This is a genomic window from Hadarchaeum sp. (SeqCode) (assembly GCF_049969415.1).
Lineage (GTDB): Archaea > Hadarchaeota > Hadarchaeia > Hadarchaeales > Hadarchaeaceae > Hadarchaeum.
The window spans coordinates 1-21326 of the sequence record NZ_JBMFOX010000022.1; the positions used below are offsets into that span (position 1 = coordinate 1).

Here is a 21326-nt window from a genome sequence, read left to right on the forward strand (position 1 = left end):
CTGTCGAAGATCGGCGCTGCCGAGGTTCTCGTCCATATTTTTTCCCCATCTTTTCTAATCCGTATGATTTCGTATGTTCTGCGCTCGCCCTTCTTCCCTTGGGCCAAATTTTCTTCAAAAATCTTCAGGTGCTCGGGAGCAATGAAGTCCGTTGCGGGCCGGCCGATCATTTCCTCCTTAGAGTAACCGAGCATCCTGCAGAGCTGGTCATTCACGTAGGTCGTGACCCCGTTCTCATCGACAACGCCCAGCCCGTCGTTCATCGTCTCGACGAGCATCCGGTAGCGCTCCTCGCTTATTTTCAGCTCCTCCTCAGCCAACCGTTGCTTTCTTTCCTGCTCCGCCAGCCGGATTATATTATTTTTGGCTTTCTCGACCAGCCGTTTGGTTATCCTGCCGCTCAGCATCGCCAGGAACTCATCCGGCGGGATATAGGTGCAGTTCTCATAGATGTAGCCAGCGATGATAATCCGGGGGTGCGTGTAGATGATGTTGAGCAGGATGTCGGGAGGGAATTTTTTCTCGTTATACAGGCAGATCGCCGCGGTCTTGCTGTTCGGGAAGAAGTAATTCAGCTTGGCCTCGTACTCCACGAGCTTTTCCGCGCCCGGGTTCTTTTTCAAGGCCCAGGTCATTTCCCCCGAGATCCTCAGGCCACGGTAGCCCTCCCGGATGGCCCGTTCCTCGGTCTGCTTGAGCACGGCTATCATCCGGTCGGGGTCGAAATAACCGCCCTGGAGATAGGTCTCGTCGCTCGACAGCAGCTCAAACTGCTTTGAGGCCAGAGGCTTCTCGAGGTCAATGCCCGCCCTTTGGAGGGCCTGAACCGCTTCCTCCCGGGTGCTTTCGTCGAGGATCCAGATGCATTTCTCGTTGTTCTGGAGACCGCCACGGAAGAAGGGAGCGATGATGGAATACTCTTCGTCTTTATCACGATAAAAGCCGCAGAGGTGCTCTCCGAACGCAATCTTCTCGAAGCCGGTGCTCGAAGGCTGTTCAGGAATGACTTCGGCAGCCTTCGGCGTCCTTCTGCTCCTCTTGCCTCCGCCCGATTTCTTCACAGGAGCCACGATTTCACTCTTCCTAGGATGATTTAAAATTTCTCTCACCAATCTAAAACAACATCAATAAATTTTCTGGATGTTAGATGAAGGACGTGAAAAGCACCCCAAGGAAATAAACGTCAGGATTATCTTTCGGGCTCCTTTTTCGGGCAGGCAGGAGTATCCTATGTTTGTTCTCGTAAACACCTGCTTGAGGGCGAGGGCAGTTCTGGATCCGGAGGGAGTTTATCCATTCGATGTACCCGGATATCCCAAGCTTCGACGTGTTCTCTAAAGTTATTCTGGCCCCCGCCAGCGCGCACTAGAACTGGTCTCTTTCCCCGTTTCTAGCCATCTTTTCTGAACCAATGGGTTGGAGCCGGGGGCCGGATTTGAACCGGCGAATAGCGGGTCTGCAGCCCACCGCCTTAACCGCTTGGCTACCCCGGCACGCAAGATATTATTCAAACGGTCGATTAATAAGTTTCGTGATGATCGTGACAAAAGAAAAGGTCGTCTGTCTGGTCTCTGGCGGCATCGACTCCCCGGTGGCGCTGGTGCTAGCGGCGAGGTGGTTCGAGGTTCTGCCGCTCCATTTCTGCCTCTACCCTTACACCTGTGAGGATTCCTTCTTGGTCGCGATGAGGGTGCTGGGGGACCTCAAAAGGAAGGTCGGCTTCGAGAAGGCAGTCGTCTATCCCTGGTCGCCGGTGCTGCGGCGGATAATGGGGTGGCGGGACAGGAGATACGCCTGCCTGCTCTGCCGGCGCGGCATGTTTCGGGTGGCAGAGTTGATTTGCCAGCGCGAGGGTGCCGCGGGCATCGTCACCGGTGAGTCGCTGGGGCAGAAGGCCTCGCAGACGCTCTCCAACCTCTGGGCCACCACGGCGGGGGTGAGGTTCCCGGTGCTGCGCCCGCTGCTGGGGCTGGACAAGGTCGAAATCGAGCAGCTGTCGAAGCAGTTGGGGATCTGGCACGAGGTCCACGCGGGCTGCTGCTACGCCACACCTAGATATCCTCGAACCCGGGCCAATCCTGCCACGGTCGACTCGCTGTTCAGGGAGCTTAACTTGGATGATCTCATCAGGGAACAGCTCGGCGAGGCGTTGGAAGTGCGGAGCTTTCAGGAGGAGTTCAGGGCCTTTCTGGAGAAGCTCACTTAGTGGTGCGGCCGGGTTGTCAGCTTCCCAGTTGAAACATCTCTACCAGCAGCTTCCGGAAAGTCTCTATTTCTTTGGCGAGGATTTTTCTAGTTCCCCTTGCGTCAGCTGACCGGGCAAGGCCCATTATTATCGAGAGACGGATCACTGGGATGGGTTTCCGGCAGCCGAGCCAGCGATCTGCGCCTGCACCACTTTCCGACCTTGGTTCTGCTCTTCCAGAAACATTTGGTCACATTTTTTTAGCCATTCCCTGCTTTGTTACGTGCACCATCTGGCGGTGTTTGTTTTGTCTTGGTCTTGACATCTCGAGATGTCTCGAGCCCAACCTCCGCGGATGGTCTCAGCACTAAAGAGTTAACTTGGGATTTTTACAAGGAGTAAAGGCTTTTAGGTTTCGGAAAAAACTTATCAAAGAAAAAGCGGGCGGAACGAAGGGGATGATTGGCTGAAAAATTTGAAAAGACCGGAAATTGTCGTGAGCCCGCCTGGGCCAAAAGCCAAGGCATTTATTGAGAGAGATCAAGCCGTGAGCTCTCCGTCTCTGACGAGGACCGCCCCGCTGGTGGGAGTGGAAGAAGAGGGAGTGTGGGTGAAGGACATTGACGGGAACATTTTCTTAGATTTCAGCTCCGGAATTGCGGTAACGAACGTTGGGCACAAACACCCTCAAGTTGTAGAGGCGATTAAACGCCAAGCTGAGAGGCTGATTTTTGTAAATAGCTGCGACTTTTACACTCTTCCACAGGTCGAACTGATGGAAAAGTTGTGTGAGTTGACCCCAGGCAAGTTCAAAAAGCGCGTCTTTCTCGGCAACTCTGGCACGGAGGCTATTGAATGCGCGCTGAAGATAGCTCAGTGGCAAACCGGCAACTACTACGTAATCGCCTTCATCGGCGGTTTCCACGGGAGAACAATGGGATCTCTCGCTCTGACCACGACGAGCGTATCCGCCCGCCGACACTTCAAGGGAATGATGCAGGGTGTCTACCACGTTCTCTACGCATATTGCTACCGCTGCCCGTTCAAGCAGGAATACCCAAGCTGCGGATTAGCCTGCGTTGAGTTCCTAGAGGAGACCATATTGAGGAAGGTGGTTCCTCCGGACGATGTCGCCTGCATGGTGGTCGAACCGATACAGGGAGCCGGGGGATACATTGTTCCGCCGGATGATTATCTGCCAGCGCTCGCAAAGCTCTGCAAGAGGAACAACATAATTTTTGTCGTGGATGAGGTCCAAACCGGATTCTGTAGGACGGGAAAGTGGTGGGCATCCGACCACGTGGGGATAGAGCCGGACGTGATGACCGTGTCCAAAGCAATGGCGGCTGGGCTTCCATGCGGCGCCGCAATCGCTCGCGCCGAACTTATGGATTGGGATCCAAACGCACACGAAAACACGCTGGGCGGTAATCCCATCGTTTGTGAGGCCGCCTTGGCCGTGTTGGATATACTGAAGAAAGAGAAGCTCGATCAAAATGCCGCGAAGGTTGGTGGTTACCTGATCAAGCGGTTCAGAGAACTCGCCGAGCTCCACGAAATCGTAGGCGACGTTCGCGGGAGGGGTTTGATGATCGGCATAGAGTTCGTGGAAGACAGGCGCACAAAGAAACCTGCAAAGAATTTCAGGAATGCGTTGATGGATGAGGCCTTCAAGAACGGACTAATATTACTGGGCGCAGGCGTCTCATCGCTCAGGATTGCGCCCCCGCTAATACTCACGGAAGAACAAGCAGATGTGGGCTTTGAAATATTTGAAGAGTCACTGAAGAAAGTTGAAAAGGGCAGGTGACACATTCTATCTGGGTGAACTGACGCAAGACACGTTTTTCACTGTGGCTCCACGTTTTTGTGGGTTATTCTTCAGGCTAATCACCAACCTTTAGAAAATATTGAAAAACTACCAACTTCGGGATCCGCATCATCAATCTTCTCGCAATTGGGGCGATGATGCCGATTGTAGTTTTCGTCACTATACTCCGATACAGTTTGAACGAAGTTCGATGGTTTGGCAGAGCCATTGTCGTGGTGATCAACTCGTAATTTATGAACTCATTCTAGTTCTGCCCGTCGCTTACGCGCTTTTAGGTCAAAGAAGTGCTTGGGTCAGCCGCGCTCTTCCCCGTCTCCGCCCCGCCGTAGAGCATGGCGGCGGCTTTGGCCGGTCATCTCCTTTGCCAAGACTGGATCCAGCTCGTGATCGTCGAGATCGCCTTTGGTCGCCCCAAGATTTCCTCGCGGCCCTTCAGCTGTTACTTCTCGGCCCAAGGCAGGTTTGACACGACACCGAGGAAATTTTGACTGATTTTGGTAAGCCCGACCAATTTTTAGAACTGGTAGGTCCTTTAACAGCTCGAGGTTGTTGGGGCGGTCACGAAAAGATAGCGTTTTTTGAGACCAATTTTGCTGTCAACTCCCCAGTTGACGCTGCCCGGAGTGGTTTTTAATGTTGGCGCAAAAACAACCGTCAACCAGATCAAATCATTTTTCTACCATTTTACGGATTTTCAGATTTAGTCGAGAGAACGGCGGTGTCACTTTTTTACACCCGATTTTTATCTCATGTACCAAGCGGGCTATTTCTGGTAGCAGCTCAAAGGGGTTCAGGAGATTTTGGGAATATATCTTTGCGTAGGCACTTCCCACGACCACGCCGTCAGCACCCGCTGACATGATGATCTCAACTTGTTCTCTTCTAGAGATGCCGAAGCCCACCACCACAGGGACAGCGCTACGGGCTTTGATATCGCCGATCCGCTTAAGCGCGGAGTTCGGCCACTTCAGCTTAGCACCCGTAACACCCTCGTGACTGATCAGGTAGATGAATCCCGTCGCCACTCTGAGGATGTGCTCAAGTCTCTCTTTTGAGGTGGTGGGGGCAACCTGCAGGAGTAGATGGAGGTCTCTTTCAGCGGCCAGCTCCAAATAGGGCCCTGCTTCTTCAAGGGGGAGGTCCGGAATTAAAAGCCCCTGGGCGCCGGCAGCCTTGACCATGTCGAGGAATTTTTCGAAACCCATCACGTACGGAATGTTGAAATAGGTGGTAACGACAATCGGCGCCTTAACGCCACTCTTTCTCAATTTCGCAATAGCTTCGATGCATCGGACGGGCGTTACCCCGGCCTTCAGCGCCCTTTCACAGGCAGCCTGAAAGACCGGACCGTCAGCGGTTGGGTCAGAAAATGGTATGCCCAGCTCAATGATGTCTGCGCCGTTCTCCACCAGTGTTTCGGCCAATTTCAGTGAAAAATCTTCACAGGGATCTCCATAGTAAAGATGGGCCATGTGAGCACCTTCCCGTCTGTCCCTGAGCTCTTGGAATTTCGCCTCAAGTGGGTCCATAAGCATACCTCAGTATTGTTTCGATGTCCTTGTCCCCCCTCCCGGAATAATTGATGACAACGATGTCGTCGGGATTGAACTCCTCGGGATGCCTTAGCACGTAGGCCACGGCGTGGGCAGTTTCCAGCGCAGGGATAAGCCCTTCGCTTTTACACATCAGGCGCACGGCCTCAAAGACATCGCTGTCAAGGGCATAGCCCGTCTTCACCCTGCCGGTTTCACAGAGGTGGGAAAGCTCAGGGCCCCTTCCTGGATAGTTTAACCCTGCCGCTCGCGTTCTCGAGGGCCTGATCTGACCCCATTCGTCCTGCATCACTATCGTCAGGCTTCCGTGGAGCACCCCAGGTCCGCCGAGCTCGAAAGCTGCGGCACTATTTTCAGCGCCCAAGCTTTCACCACCTCCCTCAACGAAATAGAGCCTGACTTCGCGCTCCTCCATGAAGGGCCTGAAAGCACCCAGGGCGTTGCTCCCGCCGCTTCCACAGGCAACTATAGCGTCGGGGAGCCTGCCCTCCTTTTCAAATATTTGTCTTTTAAGTTCTCGACCTATGACGCTCTGAAATGTCGCCACAATGGTGGGGAAGGGATGCGGTCCCACGGTGGAGCCCATGAGATAATGGGTCGTTCTTGAGCAGGCAGCCCACTCACGAAGGGTCTCCGAAACGGAATCCTTGAGAACCCCAGCCCCGGTCTTCACCGGCCTGATTTTTGCGCCGAGGAGCTTCATCTTCTCAACGTTCGGTGCCTGTCGCTCGATGTCCTTGATGCCCATGAATATTTCAGTTTTGAGGCCGCATACATTGCCAGCCATAACTGTGGCCAAGCCATGCTGCCCAGCGGCCGTTTCAGTGATCAGGCGTTTCTTTCCCATCTTCTTAGCCAGGAGTGCCTGACCCAGAGCATTGTTGAGCTTGTGCGACCCCCCACAGAGCAAGTCTTCCCGCTTGAGGTAAACCTTGAATCCCACCCGTCTGCTGAAGTTCCTCGCGTAGTAGAGCGGCGTAGGCCTGCCGCCGTAATCCCTCAGGAGTTCTTGGAGTTCCTCCTGAAACTCCTCTGTTGGGTAAATGCGAGCGAAGGTCTCCTCAAGCTCAAGCAGCGCATGAACGAGGATCTCGCTGACGTACATTCCACCGTATCTGCCGAACCTACCCCTCTGCACAGTTTATCACCTTGTCTCCTACGAGAACCATCATCTTCACATCGGAAAGTTTCATCAGCAAACCCGTCATCCCGCTCCTTTTCGCCTCATTTCCTGTAGGCCATCACGAGTTCCCTGACCTTCTTCTCAATGTTTTCAGCTCTCATTATCGCCGACCCCACCAAGTAGGCCCTAGCTCCACACTCTCCGAGGAAGCGTATGTCTGCGGGATTGTGGATACCGCTTTCGCTGACCACAATTCTATCCCCGAAGTCCGTCGTGCCTAGGACTCTCCGTGTGATTTCCAAGTTCACCTCTAATGTGGTCAGATCCCGATTGTTTACTCCTACTAGGTCAGCGTCTGTATTCAGCGCTGCCCTGAATTCATCAGCGGTGTGGGTTTCGAGCAGGACCTCCAATCCTACGGAGTGGGCCCGTTTGATCATCCCATCCAAGGTGTGGTGCAGCATCCCTCTGGAAAAGACGGAATGGATCAGAAGAAGGGCATCGGCCCCGAGTTTAGTAGCGGCCTCTATTTGAATGGGGTCGACGATTATATCCTTCATCAGAACCGGGAGGCTCACAGCTCTTTTAACCTCAGCCAGCCTGGCCAGTGAGCCTCCGAAATGTTTGGGCTCGGTGAGCACGGATATTCCCACCGCCCCCCCTGCCTCCATACTTTTGGCAACTTCACCCGTGTCGGTGATACACCTTAAGCTCCCGAAGGAAGGAGACATCTGCTTAATCTCCGCGATGATGGGGGCATCACTGCACTTGGCTATTGAATCCTTCAGGCTAGTTCTCTTGGTGGCCCCACTGAAGTCTGTCCAATAGTATCCGCTGCGGACCCTTCCCAGCGCCTCTAGAATGAGTATTTCTAGGAAGTCAGCTGTATTTTTTCTCAAGCTCCTCAAGCCTCCCGAGATAGTTTCTGTTGTATAGTTTCACCAGTTCCTTAAGCTTTCTGTATGCAGCCCCGCTTTCAATCGATTCATTCGCAAGCTCTAAGCCGCCGGCAAAGTCATCGGCCTTGCCCCCCACGATGATTCCAGCCGCGGCGTTGATGGTCACGAGATTTCTCTTCGGGTCGCCGTCTCTGAGGCATCCATGGAGTATCCTGAAAACCGTCTCGGCGTTTTCCATCGGGGATGCTCCGGACACATCCTCAGCGGCGGCCTTCTTCACTCCGAGTTGTTTTGGGGTGATGGTGAAGATTTTGATTTCCCCTTCCCTCAACCATGCTATTCTGGTTTTTCCGATAATTGATATTTCGTCCAGTCCGTCAAGCCCATGGACCACCATCGCCTCCTTGAGACCAAGCTCCCTGAGCACTAGGGCGATCCTCTCAACGAGATCATTGCTGCAGACGCCTATCACCTGGGCGTCGGGTAAGGCCGGATTTGTCAGCGGGCCAAGAAGATTGAAGACGGTTCTTATACCCATTTCTTTTCTGGGTCCGGCAGCGTATTTCATGGCTGGGTGAAAGAGCGGCGCGAACAGAAAGCCTATCCCAATCTGTTCAACAGCCTTCCAGACGACCCCGTGGGACACGTTAAGATTCAGGCCCAAGCACTCAAGCACATCGGCGCTGCCGCTCTTGCTGGTCACCGAACGGTTCCCATGTTTTGCCACAGGCACCCCTGCCCCTGCAATCACGAAAGCAGCCGCGGTGCTAACGTTAAAGGTTTTGATTCGGTCTCCTCCCGTTCCACACGTGTCCACCAGATGACCGCATGTCCTCGGTCTTGCTCTTTGACAGAAGCATCTCATAGCCATGGCAAAGGATGTGATCTCCTCTACTGTTTCGCTTTTCATCCGGAGGGCGGTGAGAAAGGCAGCGATTTGTGCAGGTGTAGCCGAGCCGGACATTATCTCCATCATCGACTCGAAAGCCTCGTGGCGGGTGAGGTCTTCTCCGTTCACCAGTTTTTCAATGGCTTCCCGTATCATCTCCGTCACCTCCCGTCAAGGAAATTTTTCAGCATCGTCTTCCCCAGCTCCGTGATGATGGATTCGGGATGGAACTGGACTCCCTCGATAGGGTAAGACCGGTGGCGGACGGCCATAATTTCGCCATCATCGAGCGACACGGCTGCGATTTTCAAACAGTCAGGAAGGCCAATCCTTTCTGCTACGAGGGAGTGATATCGGGCGGCTTGAAGCGGATTTTTTATCCCCCTAAAGATACCCTCCCCATCATGCTTGATCGGGCTTGTTTTTCCATGCATTATCCTGCTCGCCCTGACGATTTTTCCACCAAAGGACGCCACAATTCCCTGATGGCCCAGACAAACTCCAAGCGTCGGGATTTTTGGGCCCATCAACTTGATGATTTCAGAACAAGCGCCGAAGTATCTGGGCTGCTCCGGTGTGCCCGGGCCAGGGGAGATAATGATTCTCTGTGGCTTTAGTTCCTCCACCCTTTTCAGCGAAACCTGGTCGTTCCTGTAGACCATCGGTTCCGCGCCCAGCTCGCCAACGTACTGGACAAGGTTGTAGACGAATGAATCGTAGTTGTCTATCACAAGAACTCTCATCTTGGCTGGCCTCCTTCGGCAGCGATTTTCAGCGCTTTGAGAATGGCTTTGGCCTTATGCTCAGTTTCGAGCCATTCCCTCTCCGGTTCCGAGTCCGCCACTATACCCGCCCCGGCCTGCACGTAGGCGCGGTTCCCCTCCGCGACCAGCGTTCTGATGGTTATGGCGAAGTCCGCGTTGCCGTTGCAGGAGAAGTAGCCCACCGCCCCAGCATATGGACCTCTTCTGACGGGCTCGAGTTCTTCAATGATTTCCATGGCCCTCAACTTGGGCGCTCCTGACACCGTTCCCGCGGGAAAGACCGCCTTTAAAGCATCATAGCTATCGCAGCCGTCTTTGAGTTTTCCCGTCACCCGGGAAACCAGGTGCTGAACGTGGCTGTACTTGTAAATTCTCATGAACTCCTGCACGTTGACCGACCCGTATTCGGAGATTCGCCCCAAGTCGTTCCTGGCTAGATCCACCAGCATCACGTGTTCGGCCTGTTCCTTAGGATCCCGCGTAAGCTCCAACGCAAGTGCTTCGTCTGCCTCACGGTTTCCCTTGTCCCGCGGCCTCGTGCCAGCAATTGGAAAGGTCTCGACATCCCTCCCTTCAACTCTCATTAGCATTTCAGGACTTGAACCCACGATCTGACGGCTTCCCATCTTCAGGAAGTACATGTGGGAGGAGGGGTTAATCTGCCGCAGCGCCACGTAAAATGGAACAAGGCTTCCGTGAAAGTTGAACTCGTAACGCTTGGAGAGCACGACTTGGAAGACATCGCCAGAGACAATATATTCTTTTGACTTTCGCACCATGTCCTCAAAATGCTTTTTTTCGAGGTTCACTTTGGGTTGCGAGCAAATTAGTGGAGAAGGGTTGGAGGGTTCCTCAGCAATGGTCTCGATTTCATTTAAGCGATTCTCCCCGTGGTGAAAGTAAAGAAATTCACCCTTTTTATGATCAAATATCAATCCGTCACGGTAGATACCCATTTCGAGGTCAGGGAAGCCGAAAACATCCGTTGCGTTCTCAGCTATTTTTTCCCAGTATCTGATGGCATCATAGGAGATGTAACCCACCGCCCCACCCATAAATCTGAAGCCCCCATGAGCCACACCGGCATCTACGACAAATTTTTTCAGCAGCGGCAGCGGATCTGAGGTCTTTTCTCCAATCTTTTCACCCTCGTCCCTGTCATAGACCTCTAGCTTGCCGTTCTTCACGCTGACGATGGTTCGCGGCTCAAACCCGAGGAACGAGTATTCAGCAAGTTTCTCTGGTCCTTCAACGGACTCCAGGATATAGGCATAATCGAATTGGTCGTAAAGACGGGTAAAGATCTCGAGGGGCGAGGTTTTGAGACTGGTCCGGATCAAGCTAGCTTCAGGCTTAGGCTGGCCAAAGGCTATCCTCCATTGGTTACACGCCCCCCTCTTTCATATGATTGTTATTAATCAAAGGACATATTTAAGCTTTAGTGGACAAAAATGATCATTAGAGGGGGGGTGCTGGTGATGGTCTGGATGTGGTTGGAGAAATCAAACGCCATATGGCTATCAGTGATTCTCTATTTCTGCTGTTACGCTTGGGGCAACGTTGAAGAGAATAACGATGTTAGTTGTGAAACAAACGAGTGGTAATGTCTTCCATAGGAAATTAATCAAGATCTCGTTTGCGAGGTGAGGACGGCATTGTTCTTCAGGTTGGCTTGGCTGCGTTAAGTTCTTTTCCAAAAAGACTCGCACCTAGCTTGGAGTGAAAATTGCAAAACTCGCTTTCCTTGGGCCCCAGTTGCGCTAGGATGACTTCCTCCTGCCAGTGGGCGTTGTACAGGCGACAGGTCTTGACCTCACAGAAGGGGTTAGAGATCAGATGGTAGAACAGCGCCTGCATCACATACCCCTTCATCACCTCGGTGAGCCTCTCGTCGTCGTAGTCGATGAAGCGGTCGCGGAACTGCTCCTTCAGCTCCTCGTAGGCCGCGGCAGCCCCGAGCGCTAGGTAGTGCTGCTTCAGCGCGTAGAACTCCTTGGGCTTCGCCGGGGCCTCGACGATGCCGGTCGTTGAGATCAGGCACGGGAAACTGTAGAGGCTCACGCGGGCGTGATACCGGGCGTCGGACTCGTCCCAGGTCCCGAAGAGCCGGTTGGTGAAGACGAGGTGCAGGTCTTCCTGGGTCCGCTCCGCCTCCGGGATCAGCTTCAGCGCCAGCCCCCGGAGGGCGACCCCATCGTAGAGCAGCCCCAAAATCCTCTGCTCGGGTTGTCGTAGCAGCTTCAGCTCGAGGTTGATTTCCGCGGTAAGGGGCTCAAAGTCGCGGTCCTTTCTCGTCGGATCACGGATCCTCGCGCCGGCGAACTCCCGGGCCAGCTCCTTGGCTCGCGGCTCGTCATGAATGTAGAAGAGTGGAGCCCGAATGTCCACCGATACTCGGCCCAGTTTCTCGGCCAGATAACGGGCGATCTCCTTCAGGTCGAGCCTTTTGCAGGACCTGTCCTCATAAAGGTGGATCCGTGGCAGCGGTTTACTTGGTTTCCCGGAGCTTCTCATAGGCGACATCGGCGGCCCGCTTCCCGCTCATCAGCATCGCGCCGAAGGTGGGTCCCATCCTGGGCAGCCCGAAGGCGGTGGAGACGGCCATCCCGGTGACGATGAGACCAGGGTAGATCTCGCTGGTGTACTCCACCACTAGGTCCTCGGAGCGTTCGACCCACATGGCCCCATAGCCAGAAACCTTGATCAACCCCCGCCTCTCCAGCGTGCGCACCACGGCGGCGTCGTGTCCGGTGGCGTCGATGACCAGCTTGCTCTCCAGCCCGACGGGATCGACGCAGGTTATCTCGCGCGGCAGCGCTGAAATCGGGGTCCAGTTAACGACCACGCCGGCAACGCGTTTTTCCCTGATGATCACGTCGTCGATCAGCGTCATGTTCAGTATTTTCGCTCCGGCGTCGCAGGCGGCGGCGATGAGCTTGGAGCAGGCGTGGGGACCATCGGCCACGAACAGACCCTTTGAGGACTCAGTGTACGGTACGCCCAGCTCGTCCAGGATCTTCTGGGCGGGGGCGCGCACGGTGACCTTGTTCATCAGGTAGCCGCCGATCCAGAAGCCGCCGCCGAGGTAGTTGTTCCTCTCGATCACGAGGCTGGCCACACCGCGTTTTGCCAGCTCCCGGGCTGCCATGAGCCCGCTGGGACCCCCACCGACGATAATCACATCGCTTTCCGCGTAGCGGTGGAAGTCCCTCATGAAGCCCTCGACGATGGCCCGGGTGACCTCCTTTTCTCCAGACGGTTCGAATGTCGGCATGTTCTCCCACCAATTAAAGCTGTTTTATCCTTAAAGGTTTGCCCCTCCGGTCCGGTAGCCGCGCCGGTCCAAAATCACTTCGTCATAGCCCAGCCCTTGCAGCGTTGAGACGATCTTTCCCTCCAGCCGCATAGCCCGGGGCAGTTCCTCTTTACCCACCTCAACGCGGGCCAGTCCTTCGTGGTCCCTGACCCTGACCACATTGAAACCGAGCGAGCGGATGAATTCCTCGGCCCGGGCGATCCGCTGGAGCTTGGTCTTAGTGATTTTCTGGCCGAAGGGGATGCGCGAGGCGAGGCACGGGCTGGCCGGCTTCTCCGCGTTGGGCAACCCATATTTTGAGGCGAGCTCCCGAACCTCGTTTTTCGTTAGCCCGGCTTCCGCGAGCGGGCTGATTACCCCGAACTCCGTCAGCGCGCGCAGGCCGGGCCTGAAGTCGCGGTGATCGTCGCGGTTGGTGCCGTCGAAGATGCAATCAAAAACGAGGTTCCTCCTGATTTCCTCCAGCCTCTCTAGGAGCTCCCGCTTGCAGTGGTAGCAGCGCTCCGGCGGGTTGCTGTAGAAATCGGGATTTTTCAGCTCCTCCGTCTTGATCACCATCTGCCGGATGCCGATCGATTCTGCCAATTTTCTGGCGCTCTCCAGCTCACCCGGCGGGTAGGTAGGTGAAACTGCCGTGACCGCCACGGCCCGCCCGCCCAAGACCTCGTGCGAGACCGCGCACACCAAGGAGGAGTCGACTCCGCCGGAGAAGGCGATGACCGCGCTGCCGCGGGCCGCGATCGCCGACTTCAGTGCTTGAAGCTTTTTTTCGAGCCGCATGCGGGTCCCTCAACCTTGGTTTCGCGCGCCGATTTAAACGGATGTCGCGCGCACCTAGGAAAGTTATTTATATCCTTTCTATAACGGTGTTATGGTGGGAGTATAAAAAGTTATTCCAAGATGGAGCTGGGTTCTCCCCAAGAGCTCGTTTTTGGCAGGTCAAAGTATCCGCTGCGATATGGTTTGAGTCTTGAGATCGGCAACGGGAGCGTGGTGCCTGAGCTGAAGTATTCTCCGCGGCCCGGCAAAGAGCAGAGCTTGGACTCGCTGAAGAGGGAGTACGAGACGATAACCAAGGACATCCTCGATCGGGCGGTTGACATCGGACTGCCAGCGGTGCAGCTTGAAACTGAGCATGTGGTTCAGATGACGAGCAACCCGAAATGGGGAGAGGAGATTACCGCGCTGCAGAAGGAGCTGCTGGAGAGGTATCATGACGAGCACGGGATTAGCTGTGCCCTGAGGCAGACCATCGCCGATATCAGGAAGGCCGAGGCAGGTATGAGGGAGGGGGAGGAGTTTACCGCAGTGATGGAATCCTTCGACCTGTGCGCGAAGGCTGGGGCCGATGTCTTGGCGATAGAGTCCTTGGGCGGCAAGGAGGTCTTCGACTACGCGATAGCGAGACAGGACATAAGGGGAATCCTCTTTTCTTTGGGCGTTCTCGCCTGCAGCGATATGGACTTTCTCTGGAAGAACATCGTCAGCATAGCCGGAAGGCACGGCGTCGTCCCTGGCGGTGACACCGATTGCGCGCGCTCAAACACGGCCATGTTTCTCGCAGGAGGTTACCAGAACAAGGAGTTGCCCCACACCATCGCCGCCATTGTCCGGGCGGCCGGGGCCTCCAGGTCTCTGGTGGCGTTTGAGGCGGGAGCAACCGGCCCGGACAAGGACTGTGGATACGAGGGCGTGATCATCAAGGCCATCACCGGAAGGCCGATCTCGCAGGAGGGCAAAAGTTCTGCCTGCGCCCACTCGAGCCTCTTGGGCAACGTTGCCGCCGTCGCCTGCGATCTCTGGTCGAACGAGGCGGTCCAGTATGGCGACATGTTCGGCGGCAGCACCCCGCAGGTTTTCACCGAAATTCTGGGTTACGATGTTGCCCTGTTTAACGCCGCCCTGGCCACGGGCAACGAGATCAGGCTTAGGAATTTGCTGGCGCTCTCGGACAAATACCGGGACCCGCAGGCGCTCATTCTGATCCCGGAAAATGCCTACCGGATCGGCAAGGTGATCGTGGAAAATTCCGGTGATAGTTATCTCCGTACCCGGGCGGCCATGATGGAGGCGGCCCGAATAATCGATGAGGAGAAGGAGAAGCTTCATCTTTCCGAGCTGGAACTCCGGGCGCTGAAAAAGACAATTTCCGCGCTCTCTCAATTCCCAGACGATGGGGACCGGTTCACCTCCGAATGCATTGAAATTTACGAAAAGCTGGTTCCCTCCTTCAATCCCAAGAATTACGGTCTCTGAGGTGATGAGATGAGCATGACAGCAAAGAAACGGGTTATTTCCGCAATTCTGGGCGGCAGGGTTGACCGGATACCCGCCACCGCCGTGTGTCAGACGGCCACGCACGACCAGATGCAGCTGACGGGAGCCAGCTGGCCCGAGGCCCACCTGAACGCGGAAAAAATGGCAAAACTGGCCAGCGCGGCCCATACCTACACCGGTCTTGAGACGGTAAGGGTCCCGTTCGATCAGGCCGTGGAGGCCGAGGCCCTAGGAGGAAGGATGGAGATTAAGGGGGAGATACCGGCCATCGTTGAGCACCTGAGGGATTTCTCGGAGTTCAGGATTCCAGAGAACTTCCTCGAGCGCGGCAGGCTGCCCGTCGTGCTTGACGCCGTTGAGCGTCTCGCCAGAGAATTTGGGGAGAAGCTGCCGGTGATGGCGGGAATAATCGGGCCGTTCTCGGTCGCGACCCAGGTCTTTGAACCGAGCGACATGCTGAAGTGGACCATCACCCGGCAGCGGGAGAGCGCGGAGGTGCTGTCGGCGCTCGTGGACCCCCTGCTTGAATATGCGAACGAGCTGGCGAGGCGAGGTGCGGATGTGATCGTCATCGAGGACATGTTTTCCTCCCAGCTCGGAAGCAAGGTCTTCAGGGCCGTGGCCATGGAGCCGCTGAAGAGGCTCGTGGACGGGATCAAGAACATCGTCGTTATTCACATGTGCGGAAATATCACCAAGATGCTCCCGGACGTGATCGAGGTGGGTGCCGAGGGGCTGAGCATAGCTAGGGAGACCGACTTGGCCGCCGCCGTCAGCAGCGCGAGGGGGAGGGTTTCGATCATCGGCAACGTTGACCCGCTCGATCTTCTCTTCAAAGGAGGTCCTGCGGTGGAGGCCGCCGTCAGGGCCGCCATCGATGGAGGAGTGGACCTTGTGGCTCCGGGCTGTAGTCTGGCACCGGGCACCCCGATTGAAAATATAAAGCAGATGGTGATCCAGACGCAGCGCTATGGGCGTAGGGCTGGCGAGGTAACTCCCTCGGCGGTGGACTTCAGCAAGATTTTTGTGAAGTACGGGGTGACCAAGGGGCCCGCCACAGCTTACGACCAGCAGCTGCCGGCCGACCCAGCTCTGGCCGAGGTGGCCCGAGCGGTGGTCAGGGGAGACACCGGCGCAGTGGAGACGGCGGTTGTTGCCGCGCTGGAGAAGTGGGGCCCCTTGAAAGTTATTTCTGATGGGTTGACCGGCGGGATGAACATCGTCAGCAGGATGTGGGAGGATGGCGTCTACTTCCTTCCTGAGGTCGTGAACGCCGCCGATGCCATGCAGGCCGGAATAGCGCTGTGCGAGAAGAGACTGGGCCGAGCCTCGGTTAAGAAGGGCAGGATCATTACCCATGTGGCCGAGGGGGATATTCACGACATCGGCAAGAACATCGTCTCCGCCCTGCTGCGCGCGAATGGCTATGAGGTCATAGACCTTGGAAGGGATGTTCCCGTTGAGAAGGTTGTCGAGGAGACGAAGACGCAGCGGCCACTCTTGGTGATGGGCACGGCCCTGATGACCACCACCATGACGGCGTTTCCCAGATTGGTAGAAAGGCTGAAACAGGAGGGCCTAGAGACAACGCTTGCCTGCGGCGGGGGGGCGGTTAATCAGGAGTACGTGGAGACCTTCGACCACAGCGTCTTCGGGGACAAGGCAATAGACGCCGTGAAGATCGCCGAGCTGGCGCTAAAAGGGCTTTCTTGGCTCGAGATCAGGGAGAAGATTCATAAGTAGTAATTGTCTTAGATGGTGGGCCCGCGGGGATTCGAACCCCGGACCTTCCGGTTATCAGCCGAACGCGCTAACCATGCTGCGCCACGGGCCCCTTTTCACCTCTCGGAAATCCACTATTTTAGTCTGCCGTATAACGCTTGCTATTCGGTTTTTTAAGCCCAACTACTGGTCCAATGAATATTCCGAGCAGGTGGCAAACGGATATCAACCACGATGAGACACTTGTATCATCGGAAGAGCTTTCAGATTGTCCGACAGCAACTGATCCTAGAAAACGAATTGCCAATAGCATTTTCAAATAACATGGCGCGAGGCTTAATTTGCCGTTTATAAACGGCCGGATGGCAAAATTTTGGTGGGGCCCGATGTTTTTCAGAGATTGGAAGTTTACCTTTTTAAACCGCATCGCGAAATTAAAAAAAAGGAGGCTGATTGTCTGAAGGATCCGATACGGCTTCGGATCTTTTTATCCATAATGTTTTTTCTAGCAGTTGCGCTGGCGCTGGCCTCCCCGGCAACCGCGGAAGGACTGAGCCGCCGGGAAATTCAGTTCACCATCGAGAGGGATTTGACGGTCATCTGGGGCGAGGTGGTTGACAGCGATACCGGAAGTCCGGTGGCGGGAGCCGCTGTCGTGGCCGCGATGGATTCCGGATTCAATTATGAGGTTCAAACCGATGTCAACGGTCGCTTTGTCATTGTAGTAACTGAAGACGGCGATCATGATTATGTGCTGAGTTTTACTGCTATCGGTTATGATCCTAAGACCGTCAATGGTTCCATAAAGTTTGGTGAGAACCAGCACCTGACCATCGGGCTCAAGTATAATCCCTTCGACCTGCAGCTCTCGGAAAGCTACGGGACCATGAACCGAGGTTATACGGCCTATAGTTACACGGGCAGGCGTTTCGTTCCCTTCACCGCCCAACGTACGGTGCCAGTTTTGGACGAGAGGGGCAATCCTGTCTACGACGTTGTTGAGGAAAGAGTTCTCACGGGCTATACTTGGGAGGAGCGGATCACGGTCTATCAAACGGAGACTTACACCGTGCAGGTTTCAATCCCGGTTCCAAGGTACACAACTGTGAGATACGTTTCCGGGTGGAACTGGGTCAAAGTCGGCTGGATATATCTGCGCCTCCCTGTTTATTCGACGCGACAGGTTCTCAGCGGCTACTCGGTGAAGTACGTCACGCAGACGCTGACCAGACAGGTTCCCCACGACGTCTGGGTGACAAGGTCTTCTACCACACGGCCAGATTTTCTCGACAACCCCGCCAGACTTCAGGACGGCAGTATAAGAAATGTGCGGGAGATTTACACCGTCATCCTGAGACAGGTTCCGAGGACACGCGTCGAGACCTATACCGCCTACAGGATCTACGATTATGGCGGCACCTACTACACGTTCCTGCCCTGGAGCAGCAGGCAGACCACGGTGATCGTCACTCCGAAAAATGGTTATTCAGGAAGTGTTTTGCTCAGAGTGGAGTCAGGCGGCCTAGAGGCTTCATTGGGCGCCACCGAGTTGAAGCTCTCCTCTTCAACATCGACCACGCTGACAATGACTCCCAGATATGCCTCCACTCACGTGCTGACTCTGCGGGCCCTTGATCCCAGCGGTCGTTTGGTTAGGACCTGCAGCTACAGGCTAAATGCCATCGAGTCGCTGCCGAGCCCCGAGAGCTGGGAGAGATACGTATGGACGGCTTTGGAGCCCGATTACATACCCGCGACGATAGTTAGCACCAGAACTTACATCGAGGAGATAAACACGCAGACAAAAACCGAAGTCCCATCAGTTGAGTTGGACTTGTCTATTTTAGACACATTTTCAGGCAAACTTGGCGGTCCAATATATGATGGTGGTACTTTTGGTGGACCAATGACTAGGTTTTGGACAGTAAATTATATGCAACCCGTTAGACCTGATGGGACGCTGAATTACGTTAATCAAAAGGCGTGGGAACTGGTTTATGATATGAAGATTCGTGCTCAACCCGAACCATATCCAATTAGTTAGGATATAGCCATAACCACGTAGACGAACTATTTTCAATATGACGGCTATATTTTTCGACAATTTTGTATCCGCCGTTCGTTTTCGAAAAAAGCCTAGCTAAAAAATAGAAGTTCACAGGGAAATCTTGATCAGATAAAGTTTGATAAGATCCTAAACTTCGTAAAAAATTGTCGCCATAAGTTCGAATAGTAACTTTATTTAATTGGTCCTTTGACGCAAAAGCAATAGTGGTTATCTGAAAGACTTCTCGAGGATACAGTTTATCAATTTTGTAATAAATTTTAGGGCCTAGTGAGGAATCTTCTACGCCTGAAAGTAACACATTTAAAGAAGCGGTTCTTTCTCCCACCAAACTATATACTTGATCTTGGTCCGCCTCTAAAATTAGGACGTTATCCTCGTCTAGGTAATACAGACTCCAAAAGGTTTTGGTAAATAGGGCGACATTTTCCACATTAGGACAGGGAAACCTCAGCGCAACATTTTCAATTGGCAGGTTGTTTTCGCTCCCCAAGTAGGTGAAGCTGGCCTCCATCTTGAAGGTCGCCATCTCTTCAGGGGTTAGATCCCAAGGAACGCCCGCCACGAGAGTCGTCCCAATCAATCCGACGGCCAAGACCGTGGGCACGGCAACGCACCACTTGTTGCCAGAGATCTTTCCCGCTAGGCCCGCGGCAAAGAACCAAGCCAGCCCCACCGTTATTATCAAGGTCAACGGAGAGAACGGCCATCCCGCCAAGTTGAACATTAAGAGGACCAGCACAAAGACGGCGATCGAGGTCACAACGCCGGCCAGAAATCTCGACGGAAATTTTCCCATGCCATCCACGCCTGTTTAGTATTTTGTCCTTAACACTTTTTTCTTTCAGAGCGAGAACTATAAAACTGATGAAAGGGGTAAGATAGATACACCGGGCACCTCCCCGGGGTGGTTTTCTTGGATCAGGAGTTCACTTTTCTGGACGAGAAGCAGCGCGAAAGGCTGAGCCGGCTCATGGCCTTCCACCTGCGCCACGACGCCACCATTGAGAGGACACCCGAGGGGTACGTGAGCGTCCAGAAGCTCGCCGACGTCATCCGCCGGAAGATAAACTGGGTCAAGCCGCACCACATCCGGGAGGTGGCCCTTTTTGACACCAAGGGCAGATACGAGCTCAACGGGCAGCTGATCCGGGCCCGCTACGGCCATTCGGTAGACGTGAAGCTGGACTACCCCGAAGCGGACGTTGATGTCCTCTATTACGCCGTGGCCCCAGATTCAGTGCCGCAGGTGACCGCCGCGGGCCTAAAGCCGCAGGTCAGAAAGATGGTGCATCTCTCTCCCCGCGTTGACTGGGCGCTGGAAGCGGGCAGAATACGCGCCGAGAACCCCGTGGTGCTCGCCGTCGACGTGAGGCGGGCCAAGCAGCGGGGCATCAAAATCTTGAAGGCCTCGGACCGGGTTTATCTGGCCCCGGAGATCCCGCCCGAGTGCATCAAAGTGTTGGAGAAGGGTTCAGGTTGATCGTTTTTTTGGCATGCTCCCGATTTGAGAGCCGTTGATGAGAACCGATGACCGGGAGTCAGTTGTTCCAGATGAGCAGGCCCTCTCTGGTGATTCCGAGCTTTTTCCTCGTCGGCGTGGTGCAGTACCTCCTGTTCACGATGACTAAGCTCTTGGCCCTGAGGCCGGCCCTCTCTGCCAACAGTCCCAGCGTCTGGCAAACCTCGACCGGGCCGCTGGAGAAACACCCGTCCGAGACCACGAGGCAGATGTTGGCCCCCATCTTGCAGACGCGCCGGATCTCCTTTATCACCGCAAACAGGTCCTGGAAGTAGCTCCAGCTTTCCTGCGGTTTGTCCCCGAGCAAATCGACAATTTCGGAGAAGTCTCCACTCTCCCCGCAGCCGATGAGATCGTTAGGCCGCGGCCCCTCGAGACCCATGAGCCACTGCTCTATCCGGTAGGCGGAGAAGTACTCGGTTTTTCCGAGATAGGGCGGTGAGGTGATCACGGCGTCAACCCGGTCATCGGGAAGGTTCATCCTCCGAGCGTCGCAGAACTCGACGCCGACCCGTGAACTCTTCGCCCGGAACTTCTCGATGTCGCCGCACATTCTCCGCAGCTGTCTGCCCAGCTCGGGAAGCAGTGGAGGCACCAGTCGTTTCGCCACTTTTATCGCCGCCCCGTCCTTGTGCGCCCAGCTGCACCTCATCGCCGCTGTCGCCAGCCCGAGGAGCAGGAACTCCCGGGTTGCCTCATCCTTCAGTTCTAGAATCCTCTGCCGGACCGAGACGACTTCCTCGAGGATGGCCCTGGGGAAGACCCGGGCCACGAAGCCCGGGGCCTCGGCTTCCCGACCCGCAAACTCCTGTTTCAGGAAGTCAGCCACCTCCTCCTTCAACCTGACCGCATCGTAGTCGCGCAGCTTGACCCGCGCCGCGAGCAGGAGAACCGGGTGGACATCATAGCCGATGCAGTCAAGGCCCAGCTCCCGGCAGGCGAGCGGGGTGGTGCCTGTGCCGCAGAAGGGATCGAGGACTAGGTCACCCTCGGCGAGCCCCCAGGTGTCCGCGAGCAGCAGCACCAGCTCCCGGGAGAAGGATTCCTTCATCGTGAACCAGTTGTAGACGGGGCGATGGCGGTCGGGCAGGGGAGTGACCAGCTTCCCGAGCCAGAGCTTTTCTGAGATCTTCAAGAGCCTTCCTCCGCAATTTCCCCCTTCCAGAGCTGGCGGAGCTGC

The 21326-nt window shown here is 55.2% G+C and carries 20 protein-coding genes and 2 tRNA genes; 8 read left to right on the plus strand and 14 right to left on the minus strand.

Annotated features, from left to right (window positions below):
- Positions 1 to 1109, minus strand: a 1109-nt coding sequence (locus ACP5PX_RS05590; protein WP_428084813.1) for an MEDS domain-containing protein, incomplete at its 3' end; no start/stop codon positions are given.
- Positions 1110 to 1140: 31 nt separating this feature from the next.
- Between ACP5PX_RS05590 and ACP5PX_RS05595 the strand changes: the two genes are divergently transcribed.
- Entirely contained in the window at positions 1141 to 1338 is a 198-nt protein-coding gene (locus ACP5PX_RS05595; protein ID WP_428084815.1) for a hypothetical protein, read from the plus strand.
- Positions 1339 to 1417: 79 nt separating this feature from the next.
- Here the strand turns inward: ACP5PX_RS05595 and ACP5PX_RS05600 are convergent.
- Positions 1418 to 1493 (minus strand) — tRNA-Cys (locus ACP5PX_RS05600).
- Between the two features lie 41 nt (positions 1494 to 1534).
- Between ACP5PX_RS05600 and ACP5PX_RS05605 the strand changes: the two genes are divergently transcribed.
- The 3 genes from ACP5PX_RS05605 to ACP5PX_RS05615 all read left to right on the plus strand — a co-directional run bounded on the left by ACP5PX_RS05605 (position 1535) and on the right by ACP5PX_RS05615 (position 4504).
- Positions 1535 to 2206 (plus strand): hypothetical protein, encoded by a 672-nt coding sequence (locus ACP5PX_RS05605; RefSeq protein WP_428084817.1) that lies wholly within the window; start codon positions 1535 to 1537, stop codon positions 2204 to 2206.
- 454 nt (positions 2207 to 2660) lie between these two features.
- Entirely contained in the window at positions 2661 to 3995 is a 1335-nt protein-coding gene (locus tag ACP5PX_RS05610) for an acetyl ornithine aminotransferase family protein (protein WP_428084819.1), read from the plus strand.
- A gap of 353 nt (positions 3996 to 4348) precedes the next feature.
- Positions 4349 to 4504, plus strand: coding sequence for a hypothetical protein (locus ACP5PX_RS05615; protein WP_428084821.1), 156 nt, complete (start codon positions 4349 to 4351; stop codon positions 4502 to 4504).
- 180 nt (positions 4505 to 4684) lie between these two features.
- Here the strand turns inward: ACP5PX_RS05615 and trpA are convergent, their stop codons facing one another.
- From trpA to larE, 9 genes are all read right to left on the minus strand, one after another.
- Positions 4685 to 5545 carry a tryptophan synthase subunit alpha gene (gene trpA, locus ACP5PX_RS05620; protein ID WP_428084823.1) on the minus strand — a complete coding sequence of 287 codons (861 nt, stop codon included), beginning with the start codon at positions 5543 to 5545 and terminating at the stop codon, positions 4685 to 4687.
- Positions 5532 to 6707 carry a tryptophan synthase subunit beta gene (gene trpB / locus ACP5PX_RS05625; protein ID WP_428084825.1) on the minus strand — a complete coding sequence of 392 codons (1176 nt, stop codon included), beginning with the start codon at positions 6705 to 6707 and terminating at the stop codon, positions 5532 to 5534. The genes trpA and trpB overlap by 14 nt, the downstream gene beginning before the upstream one ends.
- An 86-nt stretch (positions 6708 to 6793) precedes the next feature.
- A complete protein-coding gene (locus ACP5PX_RS05630) occupies positions 6794 to 7591 on the minus strand; it encodes an indole-3-glycerol-phosphate synthase (protein WP_428084827.1) in 798 nt (265 codons plus the stop codon).
- Positions 7572 to 8636 carry an anthranilate phosphoribosyltransferase gene (trpD, locus tag ACP5PX_RS05635; RefSeq protein ID WP_428084829.1) on the minus strand — a complete coding sequence of 355 codons (1065 nt, stop codon included), beginning with the start codon at positions 8634 to 8636 and terminating at the stop codon, positions 7572 to 7574. The genes ACP5PX_RS05630 and trpD overlap by 20 nt, the downstream gene beginning before the upstream one ends.
- A 5-nt stretch (positions 8637 to 8641) precedes the next feature.
- On the minus strand, positions 8642 to 9223 hold the full coding sequence (locus ACP5PX_RS05640; protein WP_428084831.1) for an anthranilate synthase component II: 582 nt from the start codon (positions 9221 to 9223) through the stop codon (positions 8642 to 8644).
- A complete protein-coding gene (gene trpE / locus ACP5PX_RS05645; protein WP_428084833.1) occupies positions 9220 to 10584 on the minus strand; it encodes an anthranilate synthase component I in 1365 nt (454 codons plus the stop codon). The genes ACP5PX_RS05640 and trpE overlap by 4 nt, the downstream gene beginning before the upstream one ends.
- A 322-nt stretch (positions 10585 to 10906) precedes the next feature.
- Positions 10907 to 11767 carry a DUF6775 family putative metallopeptidase gene (locus tag ACP5PX_RS05650; RefSeq protein ID WP_428084834.1) on the minus strand — a complete coding sequence of 287 codons (861 nt, stop codon included), beginning with the start codon at positions 11765 to 11767 and terminating at the stop codon, positions 10907 to 10909.
- Complete coding sequence (locus tag ACP5PX_RS05655) at positions 11733 to 12518, minus strand: sulfide-dependent adenosine diphosphate thiazole synthase (RefSeq protein ID WP_428084835.1); 786 nt, start codon at positions 12516 to 12518, stop codon at positions 11733 to 11735. Before ACP5PX_RS05655 ends, ACP5PX_RS05650 begins: the two co-directional genes overlap by 35 nt.
- A gap of 30 nt (positions 12519 to 12548) precedes the next feature.
- The gene (gene larE / locus ACP5PX_RS05660; protein ID WP_428084837.1) at positions 12549 to 13340 is read right to left on the minus strand and encodes an ATP-dependent sacrificial sulfur transferase LarE; all 792 of its coding nucleotides are present in this window, start codon (positions 13338 to 13340) and stop codon (positions 12549 to 12551) included.
- 102 nt (positions 13341 to 13442) lie between these two features.
- Here larE and ACP5PX_RS05665 point away from each other — a divergent pair, with 102 nt between their 5' ends.
- Positions 13443 to 14816 carry a methyltransferase MtaB domain-containing protein gene (locus tag ACP5PX_RS05665; RefSeq protein ID WP_428084850.1) on the plus strand — a complete coding sequence of 458 codons (1374 nt, stop codon included), beginning with the start codon at positions 13443 to 13445 and terminating at the stop codon, positions 14814 to 14816.
- 9 nt (positions 14817 to 14825) lie between these two features.
- The gene (locus ACP5PX_RS05670) at positions 14826 to 16580 is read left to right on the plus strand and encodes an MtaA/CmuA family methyltransferase (RefSeq protein WP_428084839.1); all 1755 of its coding nucleotides are present in this window, start codon (positions 14826 to 14828) and stop codon (positions 16578 to 16580) included.
- A gap of 13 nt (positions 16581 to 16593) precedes the next feature.
- Here the strand turns inward: ACP5PX_RS05670 and ACP5PX_RS05675 are convergent.
- Positions 16594 to 16671 (minus strand) — tRNA-Ile (locus ACP5PX_RS05675).
- A 384-nt stretch (positions 16672 to 17055) separates the two neighbouring features.
- Here ACP5PX_RS05675 and ACP5PX_RS05680 point away from each other — a divergent pair.
- The gene (locus ACP5PX_RS05680) at positions 17056 to 18603 is read left to right on the plus strand and encodes a carboxypeptidase regulatory-like domain-containing protein (RefSeq protein ID WP_428084841.1); all 1548 of its coding nucleotides are present in this window, start codon (positions 17056 to 17058) and stop codon (positions 18601 to 18603) included.
- On the opposite strand, the gene ACP5PX_RS05685 is transcribed toward ACP5PX_RS05680, so the two are convergent.
- Entirely contained in the window at positions 18596 to 19423 is an 828-nt protein-coding gene (locus tag ACP5PX_RS05685) for a hypothetical protein (protein WP_428084843.1), read from the minus strand. The two genes, ACP5PX_RS05680 and ACP5PX_RS05685, sit on opposite strands and share 8 nt — an antisense overlap.
- A 117-nt stretch (positions 19424 to 19540) precedes the next feature.
- Here ACP5PX_RS05685 and ACP5PX_RS05690 point away from each other — a divergent pair, with 117 nt between their 5' ends.
- The gene (locus ACP5PX_RS05690; RefSeq protein WP_428084846.1) at positions 19541 to 20107 is read left to right on the plus strand and encodes an RNA 2'-phosphotransferase; all 567 of its coding nucleotides are present in this window, start codon (positions 19541 to 19543) and stop codon (positions 20105 to 20107) included.
- A gap of 58 nt (positions 20108 to 20165) precedes the next feature.
- Here ACP5PX_RS05690 and ACP5PX_RS05695 read toward each other — a convergent pair.
- Positions 20166 to 21326, minus strand: a 1161-nt coding sequence (locus ACP5PX_RS05695) for a DNA methyltransferase (RefSeq protein ID WP_428084848.1), incomplete at its 5' end; no start/stop codon positions are given.